Annotated in this window: 11 protein-coding genes; 4 read left to right on the top strand and 7 right to left on the bottom strand. The window is 63.1% G+C overall.

The annotated features are described in order from the left end of the window. Window position 1: 1 nt before the first annotated feature. The 5 genes from drmB to ACFRAH_RS03125 form a co-directional block, all read right to left on the bottom strand. Window positions 2-2,077 (bottom strand): DrmB family protein, encoded by a 2,076-nt coding sequence (drmB, locus tag ACFRAH_RS03105; protein WP_377989450.1) that lies wholly within the window; start codon window positions 2,075-2,077, stop codon window positions 2-4. Further along, the gene (drmA, locus tag ACFRAH_RS03110; RefSeq protein ID WP_377989451.1) at window positions 2,074-5,811 is read right to left on the bottom strand and encodes a DISARM system helicase DrmA; all 3,738 of its coding nucleotides are present in this window, start codon (window positions 5,809-5,811) and stop codon (window positions 2,074-2,076) included. Before drmA ends, drmB begins: the two co-directional genes overlap by 4 nt. Further along, window positions 5,812-9,849: an Eco57I restriction-modification methylase domain-containing protein gene (locus ACFRAH_RS03115; RefSeq protein ID WP_377989452.1), complete on the bottom strand. Its 4,038-nt coding sequence runs from the start codon at window positions 9,847-9,849 to the stop codon at window positions 5,812-5,814. Continuing rightward, window positions 9,839-13,051, bottom strand: coding sequence for a DISARM system SNF2-like helicase DrmD (gene drmD / locus ACFRAH_RS03120; protein WP_377989453.1), 3,213 nt, complete (start codon window positions 13,049-13,051; stop codon window positions 9,839-9,841). Before drmD ends, ACFRAH_RS03115 begins: the two co-directional genes overlap by 11 nt. A 62-nt stretch (window positions 13,052-13,113) precedes the next feature. Next, on the bottom strand, window positions 13,114-14,274 hold the full coding sequence (locus ACFRAH_RS03125) for a DNA cytosine methyltransferase (protein WP_377989454.1): 1,161 nt from the start codon (window positions 14,272-14,274) through the stop codon (window positions 13,114-13,116). A gap of 663 nt (window positions 14,275-14,937) precedes the next feature. Between ACFRAH_RS03125 and ACFRAH_RS03130 the strand changes: the two genes are divergently transcribed. Then, window positions 14,938-15,273: a reverse transcriptase domain-containing protein gene (locus tag ACFRAH_RS03130; RefSeq protein ID WP_377989514.1), complete on the top strand. Its 336-nt coding sequence runs from the start codon at window positions 14,938-14,940 to the stop codon at window positions 15,271-15,273. A 723-nt stretch (window positions 15,274-15,996) separates the two neighbouring features. After that, window positions 15,997-16,467 (top strand): very short patch repair endonuclease, encoded by a 471-nt coding sequence (locus ACFRAH_RS03135; protein WP_377989455.1) that lies wholly within the window; start codon window positions 15,997-15,999, stop codon window positions 16,465-16,467. A 1,093-nt stretch (window positions 16,468-17,560) separates the two neighbouring features. Here ACFRAH_RS03135 and ACFRAH_RS03140 read toward each other — a convergent pair. Then, on the bottom strand, window positions 17,561-18,073 hold the full coding sequence (locus ACFRAH_RS03140) for a GNAT family N-acetyltransferase (protein ID WP_377989456.1): 513 nt from the start codon (window positions 18,071-18,073) through the stop codon (window positions 17,561-17,563). Then, window positions 18,070-18,942: a ribokinase gene (locus ACFRAH_RS03145; RefSeq protein WP_377989457.1), complete on the bottom strand. Its 873-nt coding sequence runs from the start codon at window positions 18,940-18,942 to the stop codon at window positions 18,070-18,072. Before ACFRAH_RS03145 ends, ACFRAH_RS03140 begins: the two co-directional genes overlap by 4 nt. Before the next feature lie 143 nt (window positions 18,943-19,085). On the opposite strand from ACFRAH_RS03145, the gene ACFRAH_RS03150 reads away from it, so the two are divergent. Both ACFRAH_RS03150 and ACFRAH_RS03155 read left to right on the top strand, forming a co-directional pair. After that, window positions 19,086-20,516, top strand: a complete 1,431-nt coding sequence (locus ACFRAH_RS03150) for an MFS transporter (RefSeq protein WP_377989458.1) — start codon at window positions 19,086-19,088, stop codon at window positions 20,514-20,516. 33 nt (window positions 20,517-20,549) lie between these two features. Continuing rightward, window positions 20,550-21,551 (top strand): nucleoside hydrolase, encoded by a 1,002-nt coding sequence (locus ACFRAH_RS03155; RefSeq protein WP_377989459.1) that lies wholly within the window; start codon window positions 20,550-20,552, stop codon window positions 21,549-21,551. Window positions 21,552-21,860: the final 309 nt, after the last annotated feature.

Below are 21,860 nucleotides of genomic sequence, written 5' to 3' on the forward strand. Positions count from 1 at the left end.
CCTAGCCTCCGAAGGCTTCGAGCACCGGTTGGAGCAGACCATCGACCGCGTACTCAGGCCCTGAATTCAGCGTTAGTGCGAAGCGACGGTCAAGGAAGCGATTAGCCTTCTCGCAGGACGTCTCCGACACGAACAGGCAGAAGTGACAGGCCGCACCGTGTAGGAAGTCCTCTTGACCGCTGGGCACCCGATGCGCACAGATAGGGTCCGAAGAACACCGTTCCGCTCGCCGCAGCGCATCCCGGAATACACCTTCGAGCCGCTCCGTTCTGGCCAGGTCGACCAACCCCCCGAGGGTTCCCTCGCTGTCGGGGGATGTCGTGGCGATCAGAATGCCTGCGGCAGCCTCCCGTTCCTCCGTCTCGCGCCAGGCGTAGAGCCGCTCGGATAGTGATGCAGAGCCGTAGCCGCTGGACATTGCCATCTCACGGATGAGCAGATGCGACATCGTGTGCAGCGCCCAATACCGCGGCGGCGGCATCCGTTCAGCTGCATCAATTTTCTCCGCCGTGCGGCTCTGGCGACGGCCCACGTTGCGGTCGTGTGCTGCCATGTGGGCGCGCCAAACGTCTGAATTGATTACGCCGTCTTCCCACTCTCGGACCGTCTGCTCGTCAAACCGCAGGAATACTCCTTCCCCGCGGTCCTCCGTTGCCGGCACCCACTGCGGCTTACCTGACTGGACGAGCGGCGCGATTCGGCTGGGAGCGTCGCCTACGCGGTCCAGGGCGTCGATGCGCGTGAAACCGACAAACGCGTTGGCCTTCTTGACCCTTTCCACCGCCACGACATGGGACAGAACCGGCCGCAGGACCGATGCCACGTCCACGGGCCGCACACGGAAGCCAGCCTTTCGGTCTTCGCGCTCGAAATCCTCTGGGTGAACGAGTGTGTCCCACTCCGGTTCCAGCAGGCTGATCGGATCGAAGCCCGAGGGTAAGGACTCGGGCTCAGCGACAGCTTGGCCTCGAGCGACCTGAATTCCGTTCCAGAGGGCGTCATCTGCAATTCCGTCAAAGATCGTGCGGACGTCCTTCGGGCCGAACTTACGCCACGCAAGTAGGTCACCGAGCGTCTGCACCTCTGCGAAGGTGACGGCCGGCAATCCCTGCACTGTCTCGGCCACATCCGCGCTGGAAATGTGCTTACGCGCAGGCAGCACGAGCACACTCACCGAGGCGGGGAACCACTGGTTCGCGGCGCCCAGCAGCATCAGTCGGACGTCCGCCCGACACGGATTGTCGGCCGGGGCGTAAGTGGGAAGGTGCGGGTGCCGTCCACGGCAGTCGGGAAGCATCTCTTCTCCGCCGGCCCGCGTAAGCTCAGCGATATTTCGTGAGGCGTCGCAGGCCACGCAATAGATCTTCACCTGCGGTCCGAGGTTCGAGCGCCATTCCATCATTCGCATCTCAGGCTTGGAGACCTTGCACTTCACGGGGTCGCCGTCGGCGCCATGTACCCACTCGACATAAGGGAATTCGTCGAGGTGCCCGTCGGTACAGGCGATCAAGTAGCGGGCAGGCACGGCCAGGCGCGGCCGCGCTTCCAAAGTGCCCTGCTTCTGGCCCTTCTTTGGGCGGCCCTTGCACGACTTGTGCACGAACTGCGCCTTGTCAGGTCGGTGTTTGCTCGTGTTCACGAACTCGAACTTGGTCGACTCCGAGATAGGTGCCAACAGGTCACAGCCGGTGCAGCGCAGCCACTGGGGGAATACGCGGGTCGGGATTCCGATGGGAGTGCCACCTTCATGGGCCTTCTCCGGCACCCAGGGGGGTTGCCGCAGCTCTTCGACACGAGGCAACATCTTGCGGACCGCAGCGAGCAGGCGCGGCACCAAGACCAGCTGCGGGCCGCCCTGCTTCGAGTAAGCGATCTCCCAAGCGTCAAGGCCTTGGGGCATCACCGCTATATGAGGCATGTCCACCGTTGCCCCAATGCCCGAGGTATAAAGCAGGGCGCTAGGTCGCACTGAGCCTACGCGGCTGTGGTTCTTCGCGCCGACGGCTTCCAGCTCCCCAAACGGGTTGGCCACTACTCCGGCGACGCTGGATGCTTCTTCCTCTACGACTTGACTCATTTCGCATCCTTCTTCGAGAAGACCCATTTCGGCGCAGCTGCACTTAGCGGCTCCGCTAGTCTGCCAACGATCGGTGTTACAAGGAGATTGATCTCGGGCTGAACTTCGCGCATCGAGTTGGCCACTTGAAAAAGTCGGCTGTCTTCGTCGGGAACCACTGTCTCCGGGCTCACCAGCAGGGGTGACACGATCTGCCCACCGCCCAGGGAGTCCTTTTGGTAAGTCAAGGCGCCTGACCATTTGTCCGACTCGTCCGTCCACTTGTCGAGGCGCAGGATGAGCTTGCTCTTGGCAGCTTCCGCTACCGCGTCGTCCCCGCCGCTGGCAATTCTGACCCGTGTGACAAGCCTGTCGACAAGGGTGTCGGCGAACGTTCGCCGCTGCACGATCGCCCCAGCCCCGATTTCGGGCGAGAGTGAGGGCTCATTCCGTTGGTCGGCGACGCGGGCCGCCGACACTAGCACGCCAGTCAGGCCTCGCTCCAAAGCGGCGTCGGAGAACGGGGTCACGGACAGTGCTTCGACATGCGCGTAAAACGTGTCATGGTAGTGCTCGAACTGTTCATAGTGCGCCATGTCCCGCGGCCGGGACCGGTTGGCGAGCGTCACCACGAGGCCGGGTTTGGAGGCTTCACGACCAACGCGCGAAGACGCCTGAATATACTCCGCAGTGTTCTTCGGTTGGCCGACCACCAGCATCAACCCAAGCCGCGGCACATCTACACCTACCTGGAGCATGGAGGTAGCGAGGACCACGTCATACGGCATATCCCGCGGGGGAAGCTTCCGGCCGGCCTTCTTGGCGGCTGCGGCCCGCACACCGTATTCCCGTTTAGCCTCAGTCGTATCCCGGTCAGGGTCAAACGGAACACCCAGGGTGGTTAGCGTCTTCGAAATATCCGCTGACGAGATGCGGGACGTCAACTCGCCGATCCGCAGCCCACTGGACCCCCGCCGGGGGTAACCAGAGTTTTTGTCGGGGTTGCTGGTTCGGGTGACGATGTCGTCTTCGAGATAGCGGCGCATGCCGGCCAGCTCCCGGGTGGCGGAGAAGTAATCAACCAGCGTCACGTATGGCTCGGCCGCCGCACCATGGGCGTCGAACAACTTCTGACCGGCGAGGAGCAGAATTTCGCTGACCCGGATCTCCGCCAGGGTCAGGCGGGCCCCGTGGGCGCAAACCCCGACGTAACGCCGGCCGGGGTCCTTCTCACTGATCGTGACTTCCTTCGAGAAGAAGGTGTCTGTCACTGATAGGACCTGGGGTGGGAAGATCTGCACCTGGCGTGCATAGAGCTTCATCACCTGATCGCGGGCGTTCCTCACGGTCGCGGTGGAGGCGATAACCAGGGGCTTCACTAGCGCGGGGCTGTCGGCAGTGCCATACTCCCACGTTGAAAGCGTGTCTATGGCTCCTTCGAACAATCCCACTGCAGTGCCGAGCGCGCCGGTGATGAGGTGGAGTTCGTCCTGGATGATGAGGTCCGGCGGACGCAGCCGGTCCACACCCTTCACGATGGCCTTTGGATAGGTTCTCCCGCCTTCCGATTTTGAGGTGTGACCGCTAGCTCCGCATACAGAGGTCACTGTGTCGGGGTGCTTGTAGCCGTGCCGTTCGCACCGTTGAGACACGTAGCCAAACAGGCTCGCCGCCTCACCCTCGCGGGCCAGTCTCGCGAACTTGTCGACGGTCGCCAGTAGGAAGGTCGGTGGATTGCGGTAGATCTCATCGTCGACGGTCAACACGGGAAGACCGTCTATCGCGCTGCCACCCGCCGAGAACGGGCACCGCCCGAGCTTGTCCCCGCAGTAGACATGGATGCGCTGGGTCGTTTTCACGGCAACGACATCCGCTTTGGGGTTAATTGGCGTTCCGCACCAGGGACAGCTGCTGAACTGGAGCACCGTGAGTCCATAGGCGGAGTTGCCGTCGTCATTGCGTACGTCGCGCACCTGTTGCTCCGCCTCGGCAAAGCGTTTCGGGCTGACGCTTGAGCCTACCCAAAGGCCGATGCGGAACGGTTCCTCGCCCCACGTCGCCGGGTCTTCACGCCGCACTACCTCGGCGGCGCACATGAGCGTGGTGGCACGCAGGAACTGCTGAGAGGTGAGCAGGCGGAGCGTGTACCGCATCAGCACGGCGACACCGTCGCGGCCGTCAATCAGGCCGCCGGGCGTCTCGATGACGCCTTGGAGGCGGCGGATGCCGAATGTGAATGCCGCGAGCCCCAGATAGGCCTCGGTCTTGCCACCACCGGTGGGGAAGAACAGCAACTCCGCGCGGGGCAAGTCGCCGGACCGCCGAGGCACCGTCGGGTCGACGATCGACGGCAGTTGCATCAGGATGAACGCGAGCTGGAAGGCACGCCATGAAGCCGCGCCATCACCCTTTGCATCGATCGCTGCCGTTGCATCCTTTACCGGCAATGTGCGGTCCGCATTCCTGAGCGCGGCTATCTGGGATCGGAGACGCTGATCGCGCATCGTGCGGTTCATGAAGGCAAAGGCTTTTCGAGCCTGTTCGCTTGCATGGGCTTTCGGATCAGTATTCGTCAGCAGACGGAGGCCAGCGCGCAAGCGCTTCAGCGCATCCTCGCCGTCCTGAATTCCGGTTTCAGCGACTTTCAGGAGGTGCTCGGGCAGAGCCGCGGCGTCGAGGCGTCGCTCATGGAGCCAGTGCTCATAGCCGTCGAGCAAAGGTGTTAGGTATTGCCCAAGCTGATCAGGAGATGCCTCCACGAGCAGCCGCATGCTCATCTCGGCCCCCTTGATGGTTGGTGCAAGGGTTTGCGGGACCTCGGCGGTGGGCAGCCAGGTCGTACGCACCGCAGTGGCCGTGCGGGACTGTGGATCCGGCAGGGTCCAGGTGGTGGATGCCGTGCGGCCGACGGCGAACTCAAGGCGATCGCGGTACAAAAGATCGAGCTGCAGCACCTCGGGGTCGCCGAAGTCGCGTGCCTGCTCAAGCGCGTCGCGGGTGGGCCGGAACACTGCGGTTCCGTCTTCGGTGCTGACTTCCAGCTGGGTCTGGAACAGCCAGACCTTGGGCGGGAGCTCTTTACCGGTGACCTTTGTGTTCTGGAGGGCGGCCTCTACTACCCGCAGCCCGTCGTGCTCGAAGACTTCGACCGAGATCGCGACGTGGCCCTCAATGATCACTTCGGTATGCGTTTGCCCGGCGCCGATCGCCGCGATGTCGATCATCCGCGGTTCGACGTGGTCCGTCCGATCGTAGAAAGTCTGCGTGCGGCCGTGTTCGTCGGTTTCCCGGCGGGACGTGTATTGACCCCATCGCGCTGTGAAAACGAGGTTGCCAACGTCGGGGCCGACCTGGAAGCGGAGCCCCATCGACGACGGCGCGATGAGTTTGGACTCCGGGCCTCGGTCTTCGTCGGTGTCGGTGCCGCCTGCATCGGTGATAGTCTCGTCGGCCTCGTCCACAACGCCTTGGACATCGTGGCTCGCGTCTGCGTCTAGGACTGCCGCAACGTCGGAGTCCCGGAAGTCATCCGGGCTGTCTACCGCCAACTGAGCCTTTGCCTGTGGCAGCGGGTCGTCGTCACCGATCGCGACCGGCGCCAGCGCTCCGACAAGGTAGCGGGCACGCGGGGTGCCGTTGACAGTCTCGTCGGGCTCGCCCCACGGTCCGATCAGGTCCCGGTGCAATAGGTCGATAAGCTCGTCGCGAACCTCGGCGGAGGTCGCCGGTTGGGAGGGCACTGTCTTTGTGGTCAATTAGAACATCGCTCCTTCTGGGGCGGTCTCCGGATCAAGGTCGAGCTCGATGGTGGTAAGCGTCTTTCCGCCGTTCTGCGCCTCGATTGCCGCTCGGCGGCGGTTCTCTTCCAGCAGCCGGTCGAGAATCTCGACGCGGGCAGCTGAACTCACTGTGAAGCGTTCCATCTGCCGGTACGTGTGAAAGCCGTGGTCGAGCGCAATGTCTGACCATCCGTAGGCCTCCATCACGGCGCGGTCGATCTCGACGTGAAGGTCACGGACCCGGGAGACATCGGCGTCGTCAGTCACGGTTGCGTCGTTTACGAGATTGTACAAACTTGTGAGTCCGAGTCCGCGTCGACGCATAGTGTTCCGCCTTATTTCATCCAGCTCGTTCCCTGCATCAAACATCCGTTCCGTGATGCCAGGGCAAGGAAAAGTCTCGAACACGTCTGAGGGGGTGTAGACGGGGTCCGCGGTTCGGGTCGATCCCCAAGTGATAGCCCAAAGTTGATGGACTGTTGAGCTCAGCAATGCGAGGAATGCTGGATCTTCCGATGCGAAAACGACGAGCTTTTGGTCGAACACTTGGTTTGAAGACACGACAACTGGCATAAGCGTGGAGCTAGTTTGAACTTGAACTATGGCAGAACTAAGCCCAATGAGAGCCTGAATCAAGCCTTCGCGACGGGCCTCAAACTGCCACCAGTTGTCGCGCACGCGTTGACTATAAGACTTGGGCGCCTTCAGTCGAACGGGCCGAACCAGCTCTTCAGCGCGTCGATATGGAAGGGCATACGTCTGCGCCACTTCTAGCGGAAATGCTTGAAAGTCAATAACCCATCGAGAAGCCTGGAGGGTCGGGCTCCCGTTTATGTCCTCCTTTCCTTTCGGATATCGGCGAATTACCTCGTCGTTTCTCGGGTCAGCTGCCACCATTGAAGCGGCTTCGTCCGGAGTGAGAACGAATCCTTGTCCGAAAATCTTGACCCCCGCAAAGGCAATTGCGGCGTTTTCCCGAAGTACTTCAGGGGTCCCCTCCGAGCGGCCGCGTGGCTCCAGCAGGCTTGTAATGCCACGGCAAGCAACATCGTCGGCAATTCGGTCGACGTTAGGTGACACGGGAATGTTTGTCGCCCAGAATGCGGCAAAATGTAGATTGGCCGACCGGGCGGGCCACTTCCTACTCTGGATCGACCGAAACACTTCGCGATCGGCGCAGAAGCGATCAAGGCCAACTTCGCGTGTTGCCCCCTGCGCGATCGAATTTGTCGCGATCATGCCAACGACGGACGCATCGGTCGTCAATTGGTCAGCCCGGAGCACGAAATATGCGACGAGATCCGCGGCTCCCGTGGTGCCGCCGCCGATTCGCGCCGACAGCCACTGGCGATATCGGTCTCCGGCAGCCGACGAAATTTTCGTTCCGCCCAAGAACGGCGGGTTTCCGATGACGGCGTCAAAGCCGCCACGGTCGACGATGACATCGGGCGCCTCGATCACCCAGTGAAGCGGGCGCCAACGGGCTTCACCTGTGTCGACGGTGGGCGTCAGACCAGCCGCGAGGATCGAATCGAGGCGGCTCCGTTCGCCGTCCCCATCGTTCTGCGGGTACGCCAAGAATAAAGCGTCGGCCAGTTCTTCATAGCGAGCTTCAAACGCCTTGCCAGGCTTGCCGCCTTCACGGAGCCCCGCCGCAACAATGCCGTCGGCCACATCGCGGAGCTTAGCGGTCACCTCGCGCGACTCTTCCAGGAGCTTCCGTTTGGCGCGCGTGGAGCGCATCCGGTCGGCGTCATCGACCTGGCCGCTTGAGAGCTCTCGGCGGATCTGCGCAGCGCGGGCGAGGTCGCTGTCGACGTCGAGTTGAAGGAGCTTTCGCTGAAGGATGCGGCTGTGGTTGGGGTCGATATGCTGTGCGCGGAGCTGCCGTTCGGAAGTGACGCCGAGCAGTGAGTTCCCATGGAACACACGGTCGTCAACGAAGGAAAATGGCTTGCCGGGGTCCATCGAGACAAGCCACAAAGAGAGCTTGCACATCTCGACGGCCATGCCGTTGATGTCGGCTCCATAGAGGCAGCGAGCAACCACTTCGCGGATGGCCCACCGCTTAGCGTCCTCGTTGGCGGCAGCGCTTAGCCCCTCCTTTGAGCGGGCTTCGATGAGGCGCTTAGCAAGGTATCGGGCGGCGGCAACGAGAAACGCGCCGGAGCCGGCGGCAATGTCTGCGACTTTGAGGTTCAGAATCTCAGTAGAGCTCTTCAAGACCCAGTCGTCCCGGTTCTCCGTATCGAGGGGACCCGGCGAGAAGACTAGGGGTTCGAGCGCGTGGAGTACGACGTCTTCTGCCAGTGACCGAGGGGTGTAATGGGTGCCCGTGTTGGCTCGTTGCGGGGACTCGGTCATCACAAGGCCCCCTGCCGGGACCACATAAGGGAAGCCGCGCAGGTCATTTCGGATTAGGGCGTGCAGAGGTGCGAGCTCATCGAGGATCTCTGTGCGGCCGAGCAGCACAAAGCCTAAGCGCGTGCGAGCATGGGCGGAATTCGTTTCGACATTGGCATCGAATGCATTCGCGATCTGTCGTGAAGTCGCCGGTTTCGAATTTGGCTGTGCTTCCTTCAGATGGGCGATGAGCTTCTTGGCAAAGTCTGAGCCATTCGTTGCGACATCGGCGATGGCGCGGAGCTCGGTCAAGGCGATTTCAGGCTCGTAACCGCTCTTGCCATGGAGTCCGACGACCACGTCTTGGGTGTATTCGGCGGAATACCCGAGCAGGCCCTCGTACACATAGCCGATCTGTTCAACGTCGAGGTCGCGGAAAGACAGCCGGCGGGCTTCGCCGCCTACATCGGCGATCTGAACAGCCCTCAGGACTCGCAGCATGACACGGTCGGAGACACGCACAGACAGCTGCCCCTGCGCGTTGGTCGTCCGTAGCCACGGAAAGCGGGCCGGGTCAAACAGCGACCCACCGTATGCGGGCATACGCGTGTCTTCGAAGGTGGCGCCAGAGTAGATCGCAGTGCTGGCGGCGAGCAGGCGGTGCCAGGTCTCCCAGGTGTGGTCGAGGGCTTCTTCGGTGCTGTTCTGCGCAGAATACTCCAGGTGGACACGCACCCCGGAAATTGCGTAGGAGTCACGGTACATCTGATGCTGCGGGAGCAGTGCGCGTTCCTCGGCGAAGAGGAGGAAGACGACGCGCATCAACACGGAAACTGCCGCTTCGTATACCTGCTTGCTGTCGTCCGGCAGAGGAGACTCCTCTCCGTTTGCCATGGCCCGCAAGTGCGACTCGGACATGGCTTGGAGTACGAGTTCGACCGCGCGACGGACCTGGTCGCCCAGTGCCTCGGTGATTGCCTCGGCGCTGGCGACGCTGAGCTCGAATAATTTCGGAAGGCGCTTCTCGGTGGCGCCGCCAGCGAGCGAGACAAGCCCGGCGAGGGCTAGGAATGCGTCCCTGCTGTCCCGTTCCTCGCGCCAGATGAGCGAATCGAAGACGCCGCTGGCTGTAGTGACGTCCCGGACGGCGGAGACGATGCCCCACCAGCGGCCGTCGGTGACGAGCCCGACACTGACTTTCGCTTCGCGCAGGAGGGCAGCAGTTCGGTCGATGGCGTCGGCGGCCCAACCATCGGCGCCGGTTCGTCGGAGATCGTCGGTCGGGTCGACAACGACGACCAGCGCGGCCGGGCCGTCACCTGCGTCCAACGCCGCCCAGGGACGGACTGTCACGTCGCCGTCGGGCGAACTGGCGACGATCGTGGAATCGGGGTGCTCGACGAGGTAGTCGCCCCATTGCAGAAGATCGCGTAGGACTGATGTGACCCAGCGGTCGCGCCAGGCGAGCTCAATCCCTGGCTGACCTTGACGGGCCGTCCACGCCTTTGACCACAGAGTGTGCTCGTAGACAAAGGTGCTGTTGACGTCGTCGATGGCGTTGTACGGCCGGTCAAGACCAGTCGGGAACACTGATTTGAGGGCAGCGCGCGAAAGGAACGGGCCGTCAACGTCGACGAGAGACAGCCACTCCCAAGGGTCCTTAGTTGCCATCGTTCTTTCCCAGTCTCTCTGCATCGGCCGGGCTCAGTGCGAACACTACCGCGGCGACGAATGTGTGCGGTTGCAGATTGGCGTAGCGCCTGGACACGGCGTCCCGCTCATCGCGCTGCTCCTCGGCAAGGGCGTCGAGACGCCGCCTGATGTTCATCAGGTCCTTCTCGCGTTGGCGCTGCTCCTCGTGGAACAACATGTCCTCCAGCTCGCGTTTGCGCTCTTCGGCGTTGTCGAGCGTGCCCGCCAATGTCTGGCGGAACCGGGCGAAAACCTCGTCCACACGTTCGAGGTCGGCGGTCTCGCGCTTGCTCAGGTCCTGCTCGATCCCGCTGCGCAGCCTTTGGGCCCGGGAAGCGACGGCGTCGGCGACGCGCTGGCGAATGCCGCCGTCGTCGGCGCCATCTGAATTCCAAAGATCGGCCAGTCCGGCGAGCACTCCGGGGGCAGGTGAAGTCAACTTCTCGGCGTCCAGCGCTGTGACCAGAAGTTCCTCCGAGCGTTCGACGCCGAGTTCCTGGCGTCGAGTGAGCCGGGTGCCGGCAAGGAACACTTCCTCGTGGAGGCGAGTGCCGCCGTCGCCGACAACGACCAGACGTGCGACGCCGGCGACGAACGACTGCTCCAGCCCGTCGACTACCACGGCGCTCACACCATGGATGTGATTTGAGCGGGTCCAGATCTGGCCGCGCAGTTCACGCGCGGCGCGCTGGATAAGCGGATGCCCCAAGTGGGCGTAGACGATATCGGAGCGACCCTTCGCCTCTCCACCGTCGAACGTGATGGGGCGTGCCAGATCCGGGCGCAGACGGGTGCGCAGCCCCTCCAGCCCCGGCGCCCAGGTACGGTCACGGTCGAGTCCGGCCGGCAGGGCGTAGAGGTCGGCCTGTTCGTCGTCGTCGACCACACCAATGAGGCCGGGCTGGCCGGACACCCGCAGCCCCGTCTCCAGGACCCGGCGCAGATTGCGGTCACGCAGGTGAAGGCGGTCACGGGAACTCTCAAGCCGGCCGGCAAGGGACGTTAGTTCACGGCGGAGATTGTGTTCGCCTTGCATGGCCGCCTGAATGATCTGCTCGCCGGAGCCTTTGACTAGTTTCGGCCTGGCGGGCAAGTCTCCGTAGCCAAGCGTTCGCTGGATGTCAGGATCAATGATGTCGCCCGCGGACCCGAGGTCTTCCTGTACCCGTGAGATCTTGCGGGCGACGCGGGCCAGGTAGTCGGTGTCCCTGGCGTAGTACGAGGAGGTAGCCGACTTGTCTTCCGGATCAGGATGGTAAATCTGCGGGCGTTCGGTCTGCCCATATCGGTCGATGCGGCCGATTCGCTGCTCAAGGCGGTTGGGGTTGAACGGGATGTCGAAGCTGACCAGGCGGTGGCAGTGTGTTTGCAGGTCGATGCCCTCACCCGCGGCGTCAGTCGCGATGAGGATCCGCACGGGGTCCTTGTAAGGGTTCTCGGTGAAGCGCACGCGGATAAGTTCGCGCTCCTCGGCATCGGTAGAGCCTTCGATCACGGCAAGGCGGTCGCCTCCGAGGTCAAACGCATTGAGGATGTCGCGAATCCAGTTGAGTGTGGCGACGTACTCGGTGAAGATGACGAGGCGTTCGTTCAGCCATGTTCCGTCGGGAGTGAGCAGCTGACCCCGGATCAGGTTGATGAGCGCCTGAAGCTTCGTGTCCGGCAACGAGGCGTAGCGCCAGCCCCAGGCGATGAGCCACTCAAGGTCCGCGACGTCTTCATCGGTCAGCGGAACCTGGGCGCGCTGTGCCGTGCGGAGTGCCTCAAGCTCAGGCTGCTCCAGGCGGCCTTCTTCCTCGTCGGAGGCTTCGTCGCCGAGCACTTCGTCGTAGTCAGGTAAGTCGATATCGTCGTCTCCACGGAGACGGGTGGCGAGATACGTTTCGGCGGTCGAGGCGAATGCTGTTGGCGAGGAGAAGAACCGCTTCTTCAGGATCAGAGTCGCGAGGTCGGCGGCTCGCTTGCCCTTCTCGGCTTTTACGGCGGCGTTGCGCCGTTTGGTGAAGGCGATCAGCCGGTCGTAGGCCTCAGACTCGTCGTCGGAGGGCTGGAACAGCAGGGTGTGCACTTCCCGCAGCTGGAAGCCCTCATCCGGAAGGTCCTTCTTAAGCCGGCGGACTGCCACTTCGCGCAGCGCCTTGGCGTCGAGATCGGCGCCGCGGGCGAAGCGCTGCGGGTCGACCATCTCCATGAGAGCCGTGAACGATTCGGTGTAACCATTGTGCGGCGTTGCACTGAGGAAGAGCCGGTGTTCGCAGCGCTTCGCGAGTTCGCGGACGGAGACCGTTCGCTGGCTGTCGACGGCGTAGCGGCTCTTGTCATTGCCGCCTCGCGAAGGCGTGGCCGGGGCTACATGGTGAGCTTCGTCGACGATGACGACATCGAAGGCGTACCGGTCGGCAACACGCTTGTCGTCGGCGCGGGCGTAGACGTCCCGCAGGAGTCGCTCGGCTCGCGGCGACGGCAGCCAGGACATGGAGACGATCACCCGGGGGAACAGGATGAAAGGGTTTGCGTGCACTCCGAAGCGTCGCCGGAAGTCGCGCATCGTGTTGGAGTTGACGATTTCAAAGCCGAGGCCGAACTTGTCGCGCATCTCCTCCTGCCACTTGATGACGAGACCCGCCGGGCACACGATGATGACGGATCGGGCTCGATGGCGGAGCAGAAGCTCCTGCACCACCAGGCCTGCTTCGACGGTCTTGCCAAGGCCGACATCGTCGGCCAAGAGGAGGTTTGCTCGAGGTGCTTCCAGCGCACGTCGGAGCGGCTCAAGCTGGTAGGCCTCGATGGTTGCGCTGCTGCGGAACGGGGCTTGTAGGGTCCGGGCGTCCGCCGAGGTCAGGGCACCCCAGCGGAGGGCATCCACGTAGGCAGCGAACGTGGTCGGATCGTCGAAATGTTCTGGGTCGACTGTCGTAGGGAGGCCTTGCTCAAGAATGACGCCCCGTCCCGGCTCAAGCTGCCAGATGGCGGTCATCTCGCGACCGTAGTGTTCTTCCTCAATGGACTGGAGAGACACCGCATGCTGCAGCTCAGCCTTGCCGTCGTCCGCGCTGGACCTTTCCAGGGCCTGTGCGGCGATGTCGGTGACGATCCATTTTGAACCTCGAACCGTGACCAATTGACCGACCTCAGGCAGCTCGTCGTGAACTGCCGACGCCGCAGGCGCGACTGTCATTAATGCTCCCCATTTTTCGATTTCGTTGATGCTCCCACTATTTATACACACCAACCCCGACATCAGAGGGAGGCATACTCCTTGAGGTCTCGCATGAAGGTGTCCTGGTAGCGGAGGGTGCTGCGCAGTAGCCGCGAGGCGAACCCTCGCGTCGCCTTCGCAGAAAGGGCGTTTGAGCCCCTCTCCTCGAGAACCCTTTGGAGAGTGAACGTCCGGCGCAAGGGTCCGGTGACGGGGGCTTCAGAGACTTTTGCGCGCCGCACCTGGTCGCCGACCGAGATTCCCGCCGAACCCCATCCTTGTTTCACGTCAAGTTCGCCGGGGAGCTGGACACTACTCAACTGGTCGTAGGCTCTGAGCCCCTCGGCTATCCACTGCACCGCCGGGACGGCCACTGCGTTGCCAACGAGCTTCCAGCGGTCCCTTGACGGTGCTGCACTGGTCCAGCCCGGGCGGAAGCCTTGCAGTGTCTCCAAGGCTTCAATGGACGGCGTCCGGAACTTCAATTCGGTTGGCTTTCCGGGAAGCCAGACGCCGGGGGCCGAGGGAATTCCCGCAGTGGTAGATCCCTTGATCGTTGGCACAACACCGTCGCCCCAACCAACGCCGCGATTGCCCTCAGTCCAGTAGAACCCATGAGCTTTGTGGATACGGTTTGTGGTGCTCCGCGTGCTTTCGGATGGCGCTGCGTAGTCCCGAAACAACACGCGGTCCGGGTCCTGGTGGCGGCTGGCGAGCAGGAATACTCGTTTGCGCCGTTGGGCTACGCCAAAATGTTGGGCATCGAGAGTGCGGTAACTCCAGCGGTATCCACTGGCGCTGAGCATGCTCCCGATGATGGACATCGCCTCGCCACCCTTGAGCCGCAACATGTTGGGGACGTTTTCAAGCAGAACCCACTCAGGCTTCTGCGTCTGGATTGCCTGTAGGACGCCGATTATGAGGCCCGAAGCGTCGCCGGAGATTCCGGCGAGTCTGCCGGCTGAGGATAGGTCGGTGCACGGGAACCCAGCTGTCACGATCTCGGCGTCGTGCAGCTTTGCATGTAGGTCCTGCACGTCCTCGAACAAATCGGCAGACGGAAAACGTTTGCTGAGGACGCATTGGGCTGATGGCCAGTTCTCATAGGCCAGTACCTTGCCCGAGAACCCGGCTTTTCGAAACGCCTGCTCGAAGCCCCCGATGCCGGCAAAGAGGCTGAGGATTGTTGCGTCGTGATCCATACCGTTCAATTCTTCTTATTGCTGGGGGAACTGGTCGCGCCCTGAGACTGGTGAATAAGGCGATCGCAAGCACCACGCCACGTCGATGGTCGGAGATCCTGGGCGGCGGGAGTGTAGGGCTTCCGAACTTGCTGGACGAGCTTCTCAGGCCAGCCACAAAGGGACTTTCGATGGACTAAGGATATAGGCAGCTCGATGGGGCCAAGGGATCGCATCCAACGCGTCGACGGCCACGGGCCGCCTATCCGGGACCTGACTTGGTCCTGAACTCAGATGGACCTTGGATTTGACGAGCCGCTGTGCACTTGGGTAGGTTCCGCTCAGGACAGGATCGTCAATATCTAGCATGGGCTTCACTTTCCAATCTGGGTTGGCGGGGGAGGTCCTATAAGCGTCTCGCGATACGCTGGGCCAGCCAATTGAGCTGGCTTTGAAATACGGGTTTTGTCGCTTCATCGTTCCGATCATGTAGACATTGACGGTCCTGTTCGCTTCATTCCCTTCCCTCAGGTCCGGCAGCAGGGCCCGAGTCCAGCTGCGAGGGCGACCAATGTTAATCAATAAGCGCCCGATCCCAGATTTGGATCATCTTGCATTGACAATAGGCCTCCGGCCGGCCTACCTCCGAGATGTGGCTGCGCGCAGTATCGACCCTTATCGCGAATTCAAGTTGCCAAGGCCAGGGGATCGGTGCGAACAATCGCTGCACCCGAACCGGATTTGGCCAAAGCTCAACGGTGGATCTTGGACCATATGTTTCTCGGTTCGCACGCTTGGGCATCCAGTTTTGCGTATCGCAAGGGCGTTTCCGTCGGGGACTGTGCCCGTGTCCACGTCGGGGCACGCTGGCTCGTGAAGCTTGATCTGCAGGACTTCTTTCACTCCATCGACGCACGGCGGGTTGCGAGGATATTCCGGAAAGTCGGGTGCGACGAAATCACTTCGGTGCAGCTGGCAAACTTTGCACGAGGGTCAATAAAGGCAGTCTCGGCGCTTTGACAGGTCCGACCCCACTCGACTACCTGCCACAAGGGGCACCGACGAGCGGGATGCTCGCGAACCTAGTCGCAGAAAACTTGGACCGCTCAATGTTGCGATTGGCAAGCAGGAACGCATTCAAGTACACACGCTACTCGGACGATCTAACGTTTTCTTCGAAATCGGGCTTCTCCCGAGCCAGCGCCTTCGCCCTCATTCAAAGCGCGCGCGGCGAAATAGCTCGAAACCATTTCGGTATGCACGAAGACAAGATCCGCATCAGCCCACCTGGATCACGACTCGTGGTGCTGGGCCTGCTAGTCGACTCGGATCGAGTGAGGCTGCGTGGAGACTTCAAAAAAACCCTGAACTGGCATTTCTACGGGTCTGCACGTTTTGGACTGGGCGATTATTCCGCCTCGCGAGGTTTTTCTTCGATAGAGGATTATCGAACTCACATCGGTGGCCTATTTGCCCACGCGGTTGACATCGAACCTGGATGGGCCGGCCCCTTTACAGAGGTCGTGGCAGGAGCTTTCCGCGGCGGAAACTGCACCTGCCGGCAGCATAGTGATCTCGACGTCGGGAGACGAAGCCTTCCCTTTCATGTCTGCCGTCCCTAGGCGTGCACGGGGCAGATCGGATACCCCAGCTGCGCTGGCATCGAAGGGCGATCTCCGTCCTCCTTTGTCGGCTCAACCATTAGGCGTTTATGGCGCTCCCGTGTGGGCATATGGTGAGAAGATGAAGGTCCCTAGCTGGGCAGCTACTCCGGCCGCCCGGAAGGTAATGCAGGGCAACCGGTCGCGGGACACTAAGCCCGAACTGGCCGTCCGAAGGGCGGTTCACGCGTTGGGTTTGCGATACCGGGTCGCCGAGCGGCCGATCCTCGAATTACGACGACGCGCTGACTTGGTTTTCCGTCGCGTCAAGGTCGCCGTATTCGTAGACGGTTGCTTCTGGCACGGATGCCCAGAACACTATCGAGAGCCGGGCTCGCACGTCGACTATTGGCGTCTCAAGATCGACACCAATCGAGCCCGCGACCTTGAGACGACTGAACTGCTCAGTGTTGCTGGATGGACAGTGTTGCGATTCTGGGCGCATGAAGACCCTGTCTTGGTAGCCGCCCAAATCCGGAGCGTCGTCGGCCAGAGGCGGAGCGCGCTTGCTAAGCCGTCCGATCCCCAGCTGGGGACACCGATTGTCCCGTAGACCGCGTTGTCTGGTGAACCTTCGGAAGACCGATTATTGGCGTATTTGCTAGATGAGGGAGAACAGAATCCGGCCTTCGGGCCACGGCAGGAGCAGCCCCCGAGGCGGATCTTGGCATCGGCTGACGAAAAGACAAATGCCAGACCGATGACAGGGGTGCGTTTGTCTAAGGTCCGGCCTCACAAATGCGTAGCCTAGGAAGAAATGGAATCGCCACGAACAGTGATTGGACGACCTGCCCCTGGACACTTGCCTCTCAGACGTTGTCCCTACTTGCTGACGTCGGACAGATTCCGGGATAAATTCCATGATCAGGACGCGCATATGAGTTCGACGACCGCTATTGTCTGTTCTTTGGAGGGAAAATGTCCAGATCGTATTCTGTCGAACACATGTATTTCCGCGTCGAATCCGCCATAGCTGAAAGGGACTGCCGAGGCGGGCAGTGGCTGCAAACGGAGGTCAATAGAATTCTTGAAGACTTGGACAAATTGCATTCGCAAATGCTCCGCGAATCCGACGTGTCACCTACAGTGCAGTCAAAAATCTACGCACTTATGCGTCGGTTTCGGCTTATTGCCGAGAACCAGGACTACCGCCTAGCGGCCGAACCGGCAGTAAATGCATCGTCGGCGGCATCCTTCACTGGCCTTGGTCTGGCCCGGACGCCAAAGTGGCTCCAGCCATATTTGGAACGGATTGCGGCAATTGAGGGGGACTCACTCAACTGCCTCGAACGGTACCGGGGTTCGATAGCCCTTCGAGGAGAATTGGTGGACATCCGTCCCACATTCCGAGACACCGGTTAGGGCCGATACCTTGAGATGCTCGATGACATCGATCGCCGGGCGCGAATCCTCCAGGACCGACCCAGGGCAGGCTCTCGGCCTCCACGCATAGGTAAGGCGTATTGGGGGCGCTGGACAGGAGCGCCGATGCTCGCCGCATAGTGCCGGAAATGACCGATGAGGTCATCCCGCAGCATGAATGCTTCCGGGGCGGGGCCGTCATACGGCATGCCGGGCAGCGCGAGCGAGAAGTTCGGCGTGTTCAGGCAAAACCCGTCCCACCGTGCCGGACGGCGGTCCGCCCTTCAAACCTCCAGCCGGAACACCCACAGCAGCACGTCCTCGCCAGGCACGTACCAGTCCCGCTCCCTTGCACGGCGGAAGCCCAGTGACTCATAGAGCCGGTGCGCGGGTTCCATGAACGTGGCGCTGGTGATGCTGATGGCCTGGATGCCGGGCAACTGCCGGGCATGTTCCACGATCTGGCGCACTACGGCCCGGCCCACGCCGCCGCCCTGGCACTCAGGGTCAACCGCCAGCATCCGAAACTCCAGCTCGCCGTCCTGCGCAATCTCGCTGTACGGCTGGCCGGCGAACGTCAGCGTCACCGCCGCCACCACCTTCCCGGCGGCCTCCGCCACCCACACCTGCGCGTGCTCGGCCCGGTGCTCCACGTCCTCCAGCACACTCATGTACGGATGGTCGCCCGCGAAGTGCCCCGCGCGGAGGTAGGCGTCGCTGGTGATGCGCCGGACCTCCGGAAAGTCCGTCGGCACGGCGGGCCGAAAGGCGATAGTCACCGGCAGCGCGACGCTCACGAGGAAGCGTCCGAAGCAGCAGCCGTCCGCTCCACGTAGTGGCCCAGCTGTGCCAAATCCGGCTGTGAGGACGGATCGCCCACGGCGTCTGCGCCCACAGCGTTCGCCACGGCCAGCGCCCGCGTGTAGTCCAGCCCGCTCCGCAGCGCCAGAACCAGCGCCGCGCAGAACGCATCACCGGCGCCCACGGTGTTCGCCACGGAAACAGCAACAGACGGTGCCGCGGCCACCTTCCGGCCGTGCTCGAACATTGCAGAGCCGTCCTTGCCATACGTCACCGCGACCAGCTTCGCGCCGGCCAGCTCCGGGATCAACTCGTACTCCGTCTCGTTGACGATCACCAGGTCGCAGCGCCCAAGCAGCTCCGCCGGAAGTTCCATTGCCGGCGCGGCGTTCAGCACGAAGAACCCGGCGGCCTTCCTGGAGGCCTCCAGCACCACGTCCAGGCCGACCTCGAGCTGGCACAGCACGGTCTCGTCGGGATCAAACGAAACGCCCTCCAGGGAAAACGCGGAATTTGCCCCAGGACACACCACAATCTGGTTCTCACCGTCGCGGTCCACCACGATCAGCGCGGTACCGGTTGGGTCGCCGTCGAGCACCGACACGTCCGTGGTGTCCACGCCAGCGAAAGAAAGCGCCTCGAGCATGAGGCGGCCCTGGGCGTCGTCGCCTACCGCGCCGATCATCCGGGCCCTGCCGCCCAGCCGCGCGGCGGCCACGGCCTGGTTGGCCCCCTTGCCGCCGGGCTGCTGGCTCAGGACGCCGCCGCCGATGGTTTCCCCGGCGGTGGGGAGCCGGTCGGTGGTGGCGATGATGTCGAGGTTGATGCTGCCGACGACGGTGACGGCAGGAAGCTGGGTGCTCATAAGGAAGTCCTATCAGGTCGAGCCAGGGGCGGCTGAATTAGGAAATAGTGTACGCCATGGTTGTACTTGTTCGTCATACATGGTTGTATAACAACTGATTTTCCCAATGGCAGGACCTCCTGCAGAGAACAATGGAGTTTGATGTGAACACCCCAGCCACGGCCAGCACCTCGCCGCCCCCCGCCGTCGAAAGCGAAACCGACGTGAACAAACTTGCCGGCCGCCCTGCCGCCCTGTTGATCACCACACTGCTGCTCGGTGTGCTGTCCTTCCAGCTCAACGCCAGCATGGTGACCCCGGCCCTGCCGAAGATCGCCGCCAGCTTCGGCCAGGGCGCCGACGCCGCAGCCCCCGTGCAGTCCATGTTCTTCCTCGCCGGCGCCATCGCCGGCCCCGTGATCGGCAGGTGGAGCGACTTCATCGGCCGCCGCCCGGCCCTTCTGCTGGTGCTGGCCATCATGGGCGCCGGCACCATCCTCTGCATCGCGGCCCCCACGCTGCCGCTGCTCGTTGCCGGCCGCTTCCTGCAGGGCGTGTCCAGCGCTGTCTTCGCCCTGTCCTACATCGTGCTCAGCGAGAACCTGCAGCCGCGCGTCTTCGGCACCTCCGTGGGCATCATCGCCGCGATCAACGGCGGCATTGGGGGAGTGGACGGCTACGTCGGCGGCCTGATGTCCGAGACCCTCGGCTTCCGGTCCATCTTCGCCGTCGTGCTGGTGCTCACCGCCATTGCCGCCGGCTGCATCCTCAAGACCGTCCCCAAGGGGCGGCCGCAGCACATCCGCGGCGCCATGGACTGGTGGGGAGCGGGCTCGCTGTCGGTGTTCCTGGTGTTCATCACCTACTTCGTCTCCGGCGGGTCCGCCGCCGGCTGGACCGCCCCCGGCACCCTGGCCCTGCTGGCCGGCACCATCGCGTCCTTCGCCGCCTTCTGGATCATCGAGAAGCGGCGCAGCCACCCGCTCATCGCCGTCCACCACCTGCGCTCCCGCCAGGTGTGGCCCGTCATCGCCAGCACCGTCCTGACCCTCGCCGGCATCTTCGCCATTATGAACTTCACCGTGGTGCTACTCAGCCAGGACAAGGGCTCCGGCTTCGGGCTCAGCCCGTCCCTCTCCGCCCTGCTGTTCCTCACCCCGGCCGCGCTCATCGGCGTCTTCGCCGCCCCGCTCGCCGGATGGCTTGCCGGCCGCCGCGGCTGGATCAAGGTCCTTCGCGCCGGCACCGCGATGAGCCTGGCCTGCGCCGTGGCGGCCGCCGTGTTCTCGAGCAACCAGATCGCGGTGATGGTCGCCGTCGCGACTCTCGGCATCTTTTACAACGGCCTCTTCCTCACCGCGATCAACGGACTCTCCGTCCTGCTCTCGCCCAAGGAAGCGCCCGCTTCCCTGCCCAGCGTCAACGGTGCCTCCTTCGGCATCGGGGCGAGTCTCGGCGTCGTGATTGTTGCTCCTTTCGCAGCCCAGGCGACCGGCGCCGGGTACGCCACCGCCCTCTGGATCTCGGTGGGCATCACCGCCGCCGCGTTCATCGTCAGCCTCTTCGTCCCCGCCCCCAACGGCGAAACCCACTAGACCTTCCGCACCAACCGAAAGAAGAACCACCCCATGACCAGCTTCCCGTTCTACCTCGACTGCGACACCGGCATCGACGACGCCCTCGCCCTGGCCTACCTGCTCGCCTCCCCGCAGGCGGACGTGCGGGGGATCGGCGCCGTCAGCGGCAACGTCAGTGCCGCCGTCGGCGCCCGCAACACCCTGGACCTGCTGGAGCTCGCCGGGCACGCGCACATCCCCGTCGCCCTCGGCGCGCACGACCCCCTCGCCGGTTCCTTCGGCGGGGGAGCACCCTGGGTGCACGGCGCCAACGGCATCGGCGAGGTTGAGCTTACGACGGCGGCCGCTGAGCTGGCGCCGGAGACCGCCGCGGAGATGCTGGTGCGGCTCGCGCAGGAGCACCCCGGCACGCTGCGGGTCCTGGCCATCGGCCCGCTCACCAACATCGCCGAGGCGCTGCGGCTGGAGCCTTCCCTGCCGCAGCTGGTCGCCGAGATCACCATCATGGGCGGCGCCGCCCTGGCACCGGGGAACCTCACGCCGGTGGCGGAGGCGAACATCGCCAACGACCCCGAGGCCGCCGCCCTGGTGCTGGCCGCGGACTGGAACGTGACCCTGGTGCCGCTGGACGTGACCATGACCAACGTGCTGGAGGAGAACCACCGGCAGGAGCTGCTCGCCTCGTCCGGCGCGGTGCCGCGTGCGCTGGGGGAGATGCTGGGCTACTACTTCCGGTTCTACGAGGGCCTGTTCGGCCGCGCCTGCTCCGCGATGCATGATCCTCTTGCCGCGGCTCTCGCTGTTGGTTCTGTTAGGCCCGCCCTTGCGCCGGTGGTGCATGTGGACGTCGACACCACGTCCGGACCGGGCCGGGGGCAGACCGTTTGCGACATGCGCGGGCTGTACATGGACTACCCTGAGCAGCCCGGCGCCCGCTGCCGGGTGGTGCTGTCATTGGAGGACGACTTCGCGCCGCATTTGGTGGAGACGCTGCTGGCGTTCTCTTCGGAAAGTACGACGGCGGTGGGCGGCCAGGTGCCTGCGGTCGCCTAGGCGTTGGGCTGCCCGAGTTTTTGTACAGATAATCCAGGCTTGGCACGAGTCAGGCCGCGACACCTGTACAAAAACTCGGGCGAGGCGAGCTGGCATGGTTGTACCGCCCAGGCAGTGAACGTTTGTGCAGCCGCGCTTGGTGGTTTTCGCAAGGCTTACGCCGCGACAATATGTACTGACCAGTAACTTTGCGTTAAAACGGGGCATCGTGTCAGGGCAGACAGAGTTCGCCCGGGCAGCGGAATTCGGCGCACGTCCGTGCAAAACCATGGCGGGGTCGGGCCCCGGGCTGCCTACATTGGGTACCCG

This window comes from Arthrobacter sp. NPDC056727 (genome assembly GCF_042790555.1).
Taxonomy (GTDB): domain Bacteria; phylum Actinomycetota; class Actinomycetes; order Actinomycetales; family Micrococcaceae; genus Arthrobacter.